The 7,917-nt window shown below is 71.2% G+C and carries 8 protein-coding genes and 1 tRNA gene; 5 read left to right on the top strand and 4 right to left on the bottom strand.

The window, feature by feature from the left end; translation table 11 throughout:
* The first annotated feature begins 207 nt into the window (after window positions 1–207).
* From ACF09J_RS13710 to ACF09J_RS13700, 3 genes are all read left to right on the top strand, one after another.
* Window positions 208–600 carry a hypothetical protein gene (locus ACF09J_RS13710; RefSeq protein ID WP_392305596.1) on the top strand — a complete coding sequence of 131 codons (393 nt, stop codon included), beginning with the start codon at window positions 208–210 and terminating at the stop codon, window positions 598–600.
* The gene (locus ACF09J_RS13705; protein WP_392305595.1) at window positions 597–788 is read left to right on the top strand and encodes a hypothetical protein; all 192 of its coding nucleotides are present in this window, start codon (window positions 597–599) and stop codon (window positions 786–788) included. The genes ACF09J_RS13710 and ACF09J_RS13705 overlap by 4 nt, the downstream gene beginning before the upstream one ends.
* A gap of 91 nt (window positions 789–879) precedes the next feature.
* Window positions 880–1,071: a DUF397 domain-containing protein gene (locus ACF09J_RS13700; protein ID WP_392305594.1), complete on the top strand. Its 192-nt coding sequence runs from the start codon at window positions 880–882 to the stop codon at window positions 1,069–1,071.
* 54 nt (window positions 1,072–1,125) lie between these two features.
* Here the strand turns inward: ACF09J_RS13700 and ACF09J_RS13695 are convergent, their stop codons facing one another.
* The 4 genes from ACF09J_RS13695 to ACF09J_RS13680 all read right to left on the bottom strand — a co-directional run bounded on the left by ACF09J_RS13695 (window position 1,126) and on the right by ACF09J_RS13680 (window position 5,060).
* On the bottom strand, window positions 1,126–1,362 hold the full coding sequence (locus ACF09J_RS13695; RefSeq protein ID WP_392305593.1) for a helix-turn-helix domain-containing protein: 237 nt from the start codon (window positions 1,360–1,362) through the stop codon (window positions 1,126–1,128).
* 511 nt (window positions 1,363–1,873) lie between these two features.
* Window positions 1,874–1,946: transfer RNA gene (locus ACF09J_RS13690), tRNA-Arg, on the bottom strand.
* Window positions 1,947–2,001: 55 nt separating this feature from the next.
* Window positions 2,002–3,633, bottom strand: a complete 1,632-nt coding sequence (locus tag ACF09J_RS13685) for an IclR family transcriptional regulator C-terminal domain-containing protein (RefSeq protein WP_392305592.1) — start codon at window positions 3,631–3,633, stop codon at window positions 2,002–2,004.
* Window positions 3,634–3,764: 131 nt separating this feature from the next.
* Window positions 3,765–5,060 (bottom strand): M6 family metalloprotease domain-containing protein, encoded by a 1,296-nt coding sequence (locus ACF09J_RS13680; RefSeq protein WP_392305591.1) that lies wholly within the window; start codon window positions 5,058–5,060, stop codon window positions 3,765–3,767.
* Between the two features lie 326 nt (window positions 5,061–5,386).
* Here ACF09J_RS13680 and ACF09J_RS13675 point away from each other — a divergent pair, with 326 nt between their 5' ends.
* Both ACF09J_RS13675 and ACF09J_RS13670 read left to right on the top strand, forming a co-directional pair.
* Window positions 5,387–6,040, top strand: a complete 654-nt coding sequence (locus ACF09J_RS13675; RefSeq protein ID WP_392305590.1) for a TetR/AcrR family transcriptional regulator — start codon at window positions 5,387–5,389, stop codon at window positions 6,038–6,040.
* A 307-nt stretch (window positions 6,041–6,347) separates the two neighbouring features.
* The gene (locus ACF09J_RS13670) at window positions 6,348–7,901 is read left to right on the top strand and encodes an MFS transporter (protein WP_392305589.1); all 1,554 of its coding nucleotides are present in this window, start codon (window positions 6,348–6,350) and stop codon (window positions 7,899–7,901) included.
* The last annotated feature ends 16 nt before the right edge of the window (window positions 7,902–7,917 follow it).

The following is a 7,917-nucleotide window of genomic DNA, read 5'->3' as shown; positions in this document are numbered from 1 at the left end:
GATGACGATCTGCGCGGCCTGCCTCCATACGGCCCGGGTCCGGTCAAGATCAGCGCTCATGCTGGCGACCGTAGGTTCCCGCACCATGCCGCGCGACCGCAGGAACCCTCGGCAACCCACGGTAAGGCGCGGTATGGTCTGGGTCACAAGCAACCCCCGCGACCGTAGCGAGCGGTCCGGGGGCATGGCCGACTGCGAGGAGTCGACATGACGAACCGTACAGTCCCGATCCCCGGTCCGGCAGAGGGCTTACTGGAGATCCCCGCCGCCGCCCTGGCCCTGCTCTCCCTGCCCGTGCTCGATGGCCTGCGCGACGGCCAGGTGCGCGGTCGGCACTGCCTGTGGTGCCGCAGTGGCCCGCTCACCTCCGAGACCGCTGTTGACCTCGGCGAGCAGATGAGCCCGCTCACCGACGACAGCGACAGTTCCCGGATGCGCTGGTACCCGCGTGCCTGCCGCCGCTGCATCCGCACGCGGGCGTACCGCGCGCTCCTGGACCACGTGCACCCCGGCCCTTGCGAGGAATGCCAGGGCAGCGCGCCCGGCTGCGAGATCGGCCGTGCCCTCAACCGGCTCGTGCGGGAAGGGCGGCGGCGGTGAGCGGGAAGAAGCACGACGAGCAGGCGTCCCTCGCCGCCGGCCGCGCCGCCGGGTACTGCTGGGCGCCCGTCCCGGGCGGGGGCGGCCACTGCACCCGGCGCCCCGGCCACGACGACGAGCACGTCGACTACTACAACGGGCGCCTGTCTCCGACCGATACCGCGGGCTACCGCTGGCCCCAGCGCTGAAGACTCCCGCCGTGACGCGGCGGGCAGGCTGGCCGCCTCCTGGGGCTCGGACGGCCAGCCATCACGTAACACCCCAGTGAAAGGTGAGCACATGGACAGCACTCTGCCGTGGCGGACGTCGAGCTACTCCACAGGCAACGGTGCGTGCGTCGAGGTCGCCAAGACCACCGGCGGCGCGTACTTCCGGGACACCAAGGACCGCCCCCGCGGCGCCGCAGCCGTGGCACCCGCAGCCTGGTCCTCGTTCCTCGGCGCGGTGAAGACGGGCGCGCTCGGCGCCTGACCCGCTGAAGACTGCGGCCCCGGCCGGCGCCCCCCGTCGCCGACCGGGGCCGCTTCATGCCATGAGGTCGGCCAGGTCCACACCGATGGCCCGAGCGATTCTCAGTAACGTCCGCAGGGTCGGGTTCGCCCGGCCGGCCTCGATCGCCTGGTAGTGGGCCCGGTTCATCGGCACCGCCAGGAACACGCCCTCCTGGGTGAGGTTGTGGTGTTCGCGGGTCTCGCGGATGCGCTGGCCGATGCGGGCCGCCTCGTGGTCGATCCAGTCGTCATCGGTCAGGTGTGTGGGCACTCGACACACGCTGTGACCTGCGGGATCATGTGTCAGCCTGGTGACGGCAGGCTTTCTGTGATCTTGCTGGCATCGCGCCGACCACGGGCCGGGTGGGGTGCGGCAAGGAGCGGCCAGGGGAGGTACGCGTCTCCTTCTCCTGGCCGTCAGACGCCATGACTCGGTCAAGGCGTCCCGCCCCGGCAGCCATCGGCGCCGGGGCGGTCTACGTTGGACGTCAAGAGGCCCCGCCGATAATCCCGGCGGGGCCTCCGTCTGCTCGGGCTGTCCTCCCCGACAGCACCGTGCAGGTAGCGAGAGGCGCGTCTCAGGCGTGCGCGGGGAGGCACTCCTGCCCCTCTCGTCGCTCCACATTACGTGCCGGGTGCACTGGGTCTAGTCCCTCGAAGGGGTGAGATTCAGAACATGATCGTGTGGGGGTGTGGACTCTTAGTGGACTCTGATCATGAAAGTGGCCCCCCGTTCGAACAGAACGAGGGGCCGTCAACTCTCTGACCTGCTGCGCAGTCTGTGCCCCCGGCAGGATTCGAACCTGCGACACCCGCTTTAGGAGAGCGGTGCTCTATCCCCTGAGCTACGAAGGCGGATCGTGGCGTGTGGGCCACAGGCGTCAGCGTACCGGATTGGGGCGGTGGGGAGTCAGGTCAGGGCGACACGGGTGAAGCGGGAGGCCATGTGGAGGTCCTCCTCGATGTGGTGGGCGGTGCGGGTCAGGGCGGGGAGGAGGTGCTCGACGCACTCCTCGCGGGTGTGGCGGGCCGCGTGGAGGGCGATGTTCGTCGCGGCGACGGCTCGGCCCGCGCGGTCGTGGAGGGGGACGGCGATGGAGCGCACGCCCTGTTCCAGCTCCTCGTCGACCAGGGCGTGGCCGTGGCCTGCGAGGAGGGCTCGGCCCAGGGACGTCGCGCGGGCCGGGAGGCGGGCGCCGACCGTGATGTCGACGCTCATGATGCGGCTCGTGGTGGCGCGGGCCAGGTACTGGATCTCCTCGCCCGACGGCGTGAGCACGGCGAGTGACGTCGTCTCGTGCACTTGGGCCGCCAGGTCCTCCAGGTGCGGCTGGGCGATCCCGGACAGGGTGGCGCGGGAGAGCGGCGGGAAGCCCAGGGACAGGACCCGGGGGGTGAGGTCGAACGTGCGGGTGTCCTTCGACTGGCTCACCAGGCCCAGGTGCTCGTAGGTGATCAGCGCCCTGCGGGCCGTTGCCCTGGCCAGGCCCGTGGCCTTGGCCACCTCTGTCAGGGTCAGGGCGGGCCGGCCCTCGTCGAAGGCCGTCAGGACCGTCAGTCCGCGCGCCAGGGATTCGACGAAGTCGCGGCCCAGTTCCTGTTTCGAGGCGGCCGTCCAGGTCGCGAGACCCGACGGTGGCGGCGCGGGCGGCGAGGGCGGGGCCTCGCGCAGGTCCCGTTCCATGGCGGCGACCGTCTCCCGCAGGCGGGGCAGCAGCGTCGTGCACAGGTCATGCGCCGAGTGGCGGCTGGTGTGGCTCACCACGCTCGCCACGCACGCGATCCGGCCGTCGGCGGGGTCCCGTACCGGGACGGAGACCGCGACCAGGCCCGGTTCGATCAACTGGTCGTCCAACGACCAGCCTTCGCAGCCGACTTGAGCGGTCCGCTCCTCGAAGTCGTCCGGCCCGGGGGAACGGGGCGGTACCGCGGGGAAGTTCCGGTCCTCCGGGTCGGCCGAGCGGCGCTCGTGCCAGCGGTGCCAGTCCTCGTCCGTCCACTCGGTGGCGAACAGCGCGCCCGGCGCGGTGCGTTCGGCCGGGAGCAGGTCGCCGATGCGGAAGCTCAGCGACATCGCGCGGCGGCGGGTCGCCTGGTGGATGAAGCGGATTCCGTCGCGGTCGCCGACCGCCAGGGACACCGACTCGTCCAGTTCGTCGGCGAGCGCGTCGGCGTGCGCGCCGAGCAGGGCCGGCAGGCGCAGGGCGGCCAGGTAGGCGTTGCCCAGTTCCATAAGGCGGGGGGTGAGGACCACGTCCCGGCCGTCGAGGCGTGCGTATCCCATCCGGGCGAGCGTCGCCGTGATGCGGTCCACCGTCGAGCGGGCGAGGCCCGTGGCGCGTTCCAGGGCGCTGGGGCTCAGCGCGCCCCCGGCCCGTGTCAGTTGCCTCAGCACGGCCACGCCCCGCATCAAGGGGGTCACGGCCTCGGCAGGCGCGGCGGCGGGTTCGGCGGGGTGCGCGTCTGCCGTGGAGGGCCCGGTGCGGGCGTCGGCGCCGGCGGCCTCGTGGGCCTCCGGATCCGTCGTGGTGTTCGCGGGCATCGGTTCTGTTCTCCGGTACGGCGGTGGTCGCAGCGGGCCTACGGCCGTCTACGGTAGTCCGTTCACGCGTCCGCGCGGTCCCCGTCCGCGCGGTCCCCGTCCGTACGGTCCTCGTCCACGCGGCCCACGCGTCACTGCCGGGTGACCCGCACCCGGTAGTTCCCCGCGCGGTCGGCCGAGACCACGTCGACGCGTAGGTGTGCCTTGGGGTCCTTGAAGGACTCGCCCGGCGCGAAGGGCGCGTCGGAGAGCTCCGCCTCGACGTTGGGACTGCGGGTGCAGCCGCCGGAGTTGGGGTGGGAGTCGCGGACCGTGATCGGGCCCTGCCCGGTGTCGACCTCGGCGTCGACCTTGTAGACCAGGATGCCGGGCCGGCACACCTCCTCGTCGTTGCCCGAGAGCGTGCGCAGTTCGAGGGCGTAACCGGTCCGTCCGTCGAGGGGGACGAAGACCAGTTTGTGGCCGCCCGCGTGGCCCAGCGGGGTCAGGGTGTACTCGGTGGAGCCCTTCTTGGACGCGCAGCTCACCTGGGAGGCGTCCAGCCAGCCCAGCTTCCACTTGTGCCAGCCGAGGAGGTCGTTGTTGGCGCCCCAGTCCTCGCTCATGATGTCCCAGTGGCCGACCGCGTCCCCGCCTTCCCGGGTGTAGAGGTCGGGCAGGCCGAAGACGTGGCCGTTCTCGTGGGGCAGGACGCGGAAGCCGGTGTTCTCGTAGGAGCCGGAGCCGTCGTCCTGGCGCGAGTAGATGAAGGAGACGTTGGCTATCGCGACGCCGTTGGCGACGGGAGCGTCCGCGTTGCCGGCGAAGGTCACCGACAGGACCGTGTCCAGGGCGGAGGGGCCCGCGTTCGGGGTCATGAGGATGTTGATCAGGTCGTAGTCCCGGAAGTCCACCGTCGGGCCGGCGGCCGTGACTATGTCCTTGATGAGCTGGCGGTAGCCGGGGTCGAACGGTGCGCCGCGCTCCAGGCCGTAGTCCTTGAACGGTTTCGGCATGCGCAGCCACCGGGTGATCGGGGTCTCCGCGCGGTAGTCGAGGCGGCCGTAGGAGGCGGTGTGGAACCACTCCTGGGTCTGCGGGAAGAACTCGTGGAAGCGGTCGAGCGCGTCGTCCTCGCCGGGCGCGTCGGAGAAGTCGACCATGAGGGTCAGGGCGTGGACGGTGCCGAGGGAGCGGGCGTAGCCGCCGGTGGTGGGGACGCCCTCCGACATCTGGACCGAAGAGGCGCCGCTGATCATGCAGGGGGTCAGGGCGGGGGAGCGGGCCAGCGTGGCCGTTCCGGCGTCGGGCACCGTGCCGCCTGCCGTGAAGTGCCCGGTTCCCGCCGAGGTGCCGACCGCGAGGATCAGCGCCGTGACGGAGGCCATGGCGACCGCACGGCGCTTGGGTATCGGGCCTATACGGCGGCGGGGCGGCTGCGCCTGCATGCGTTCACCTTTCGCGCCAGGCAGCCACCGGTCTCCGGCTGCACCCTTGCGATCACCCTGTGTCGCCCGGGCGTTCGGCGCGCGCTGGAGCGGTCCGGTCGTGGGACGGAGCCTCCGGTCGTGGGAATGCGTGCGTCCAGGTGGATGTGACTCAGGTCACCGAAAAACTCGCGGCGGTCGGGAAATAACCGGGGACCTCTTCCCCGTTTGGCTAGGTGTTAGCGCGAAACGGGGAGTCACTCCCCGGATCGCCGTCCCGCTCGACTCGCCGGCCGCCCGACCGTCCAACCGGCGACTGGCCGACCGACTGACTTGAGGAGTACACCGTGCGCGCCGCGACGACCGCGAACCCCGAGCAGCGCAAGGCGACCCGGCCTCGCGCCGACGCCCTGCGCAACCGGGAGCGCATCGTCACCGCCGCCCGCGAGATGTTCGTCGAGCACGGCCCCGAGGTGCCGCTCGACGAGATCGCCCGCCGGGCCGGCGTCGGCAACGCCACGCTGTACCGCAACTTCCCGGACCGGGACGCCCTCGTACGCGAGGTCGTCTGCTCCGTCATGGACCGTACGGCGCGGGCGGCCGAGCAGGCGCTCGCGGAGACGGGTGACGCCTTCGACGCCCTGGAGCACTTCGTGCACGCCTCCGCCGACGAGCGGATCAGCGCGCTGTGTCCGATGGTCTCCAGCACGTTCGACCGGCATCACCCCGACCTGGAAGCCGCCCGTGAGAGGGTCGAACACCTCGTCGAGGAGGTCATGGACCGCGCAAAGGGGGCCGGGCAACTGCGCCCCGACGTGGGCGTCGGCGATGTGATGGTCGCCGTGGCCCAGCTCTCCCGGCCGCCGGCCGGCACCGGCTGCGGCAGCATCGACCGCTTCGTGCACCGCCATCTGCAACTGTTCCTGGACGGGCTGCGGGCCCCGGCCCGATCCGCCCTGCCGGGTGTGACCGCGACCTTGGAGGACCTCCGCCGGGCCTGACCCACCGGGAGCGATCGGCCCCGGACCGTACTCCGGACCCACTCCTCATCCGAAACCGAGTCCCGAGCCGGCCGTGAGGGCCGGCCGTGACCTTCCGACGCCGTTTTCTCCGTCTTTTCCAGCCCGTCCCGGTCTCTTTCCGTCTCTTCCCGACCCTTCTCGCCTCGTCTCCTTTCGCCCCTCTCGTCTCGTCTCCTTTCGCCCCTCTCGTCTCCTCTCGTCTCTTCTCGTTCTCCTCGTCTCTCTGTTCGCGTCTCTCTGTCTCTCCCTGTCTTTTCCGTCACGAAGTACCGGAGTGGGTACCCCCATGTCTGAAACAGCCGCAAAGGCTCCCGGCGTCGAGGAGGCGTCCGGCGACCCGGGCCGCTGGAAAGCGCTCGTCTTCATCGCGCTCGCCCAGCTGATGGTCGTGCTGGACGCGACCATCGTGAACATCGCCCTGCCCTCCGCCCAGCAGGACCTGGGCATCTCCGACGGCAACCGGCAGTGGGTCGTCACGGCCTACGCCCTCGCCTTTGGCGGACTGCTGCTCTTCGGCGGTCGTATAGCCGACCTGTGGGGCCGCAAGCGGGCCTTCGTGACCGGTCTGACCGGCTTCGCGGCGGCCTCCGCGCTCGGCGGCGCGGCCACGACCGGCGCGATGATGTTCGGCGCCCGCGCACTCCAGGGCGTCTTCGGCGCGCTGCTCGCGCCCGCCGCGCTCTCCCTGCTCGCGGTGACGTTCACCGACGCCAAGGAGCGAGCCAAGGCGTTCGGCATCTACGGCGCGATCGCCGGTGGCGGTGGCGCCGTCGGTCTGATCCTGGGCGGATTCCTCACCGAGTACCTGGACTGGCGCTGGACGTTCTTCGTGAACATCCCGTTCGCCGTCGCCGCCGCGGCCGGCGCCTACTTCGTCATCCGTGAGCCGGCCGGCGGCCGCAACCGCTCCCCGCTCGACATTCCGGGCGTGGTGCTGTCCACCCTCGGCCTGGTCTCCCTGGTGTACGGCTTCACCCGCGCCGAGTCCCAGGGCTGGAGCGACACCCTGACCGTCTCGATGTTCGTCGCGGCCGCCGTTCTGCTGCTGGCCTTCGCGCTGGTCGAGTCGCGGGTGAAGGCCCCGCTGCTGCCGCTGCGCGTGGTCACCGACCGCAACCGCGGCGGGATCTACCTGTCGCTGGGCCTGGCGGTCATCGGGATGTTCGGCCTGTTCCTCTTCCTGACGTACTACCTGCAGGTCGTGCGGGGGTACACGCCGGTGCGGACCGGCTTCGCCTTCCTTCCGATGGTCGTGGGCATGATCACCGGCTCCACCCAGATCGGCACCCGCCTGATGACCCGGGTGGCCCCGCGACTGCTGATGGGCCCCGGATTCCTGGTCGCCGCCACCGGCATGCTCCTGCTGACGCAGCTGGAGCTCGACTCCTCCTACGCCACCCTGCTGCTGCCCGCGATGCTGCTGCTGGGCCTCGGCATGGGTACGGCGTTCATGCCGGCCATGTCCATGGCCACGCAGGGCGTCCAGCCGCGTGACGCGGGTGTCGCCTCCGCGATGGTCAACACCTCGCAGCAGGTGGGCGGCGCCATCGGTACGGCCCTGCTGAACACGATCGCGGCCTCGGCCACGACCTCGTACATCCAGGACCACATCAAGGGCGCCACCACCAGGCCCCAGCAGCAGCTGGTGCAGTTGCAGAGCATGGTGCACGGCTACACCAGCGCGGTCTGGTTCGCCGTCGGCATCCTGGTGGTGGCCGCCGTGATCGCCCTGACGCTCGTCAACGCGGGGCGTCCGGGCGGCACCAAGGTGACCGGGTTGGGCTCCGGCGCGGGCGCCGGCGCGGAGGACGAGACGGCGGTGCCCGTCATCGCCCACTGAGGCATCCGCTCAGCTT

This window comes from Streptomyces sp. NPDC014889, assembly GCF_043081205.1.
Taxonomy (GTDB): Bacteria; Actinomycetota; Actinomycetes; order Streptomycetales; family Streptomycetaceae; genus Streptomyces.
Note: the sequence above shows the minus strand (reverse complement) of the source record. Positions and strands in the feature narration are given on the sequence as shown.

Bases quoted from the DNA above. Each gene is read 5' to 3' on its own strand.
- ACF09J_RS13670 (WP_392305589.1), top strand. From the start codon at position 6,348: ATGTCTGAAACAGCCGCAAAGGCTCCCGGCGTCGAGGAGGCGTCCGGC.
- ACF09J_RS13700 (WP_392305594.1), top strand. From the start codon at position 880: ATGGACAGCACTCTGCCGTGGCGGACGTCGAGCTACTCCACAGGCAAC.
- ACF09J_RS13680 (WP_392305591.1), bottom strand. From the start codon at position 5,060: ATGCAGGCGCAGCCGCCCCGCCGCCGTATAGGCCCGATACCCAAGCGC.
- ACF09J_RS13710 (WP_392305596.1), top strand. From the start codon at position 208: ATGACGAACCGTACAGTCCCGATCCCCGGTCCGGCAGAGGGCTTACTG.
- ACF09J_RS13685 (WP_392305592.1), bottom strand. From the start codon at position 3,633: ATGCCCGCGAACACCACGACGGATCCGGAGGCCCACGAGGCCGCCGGC.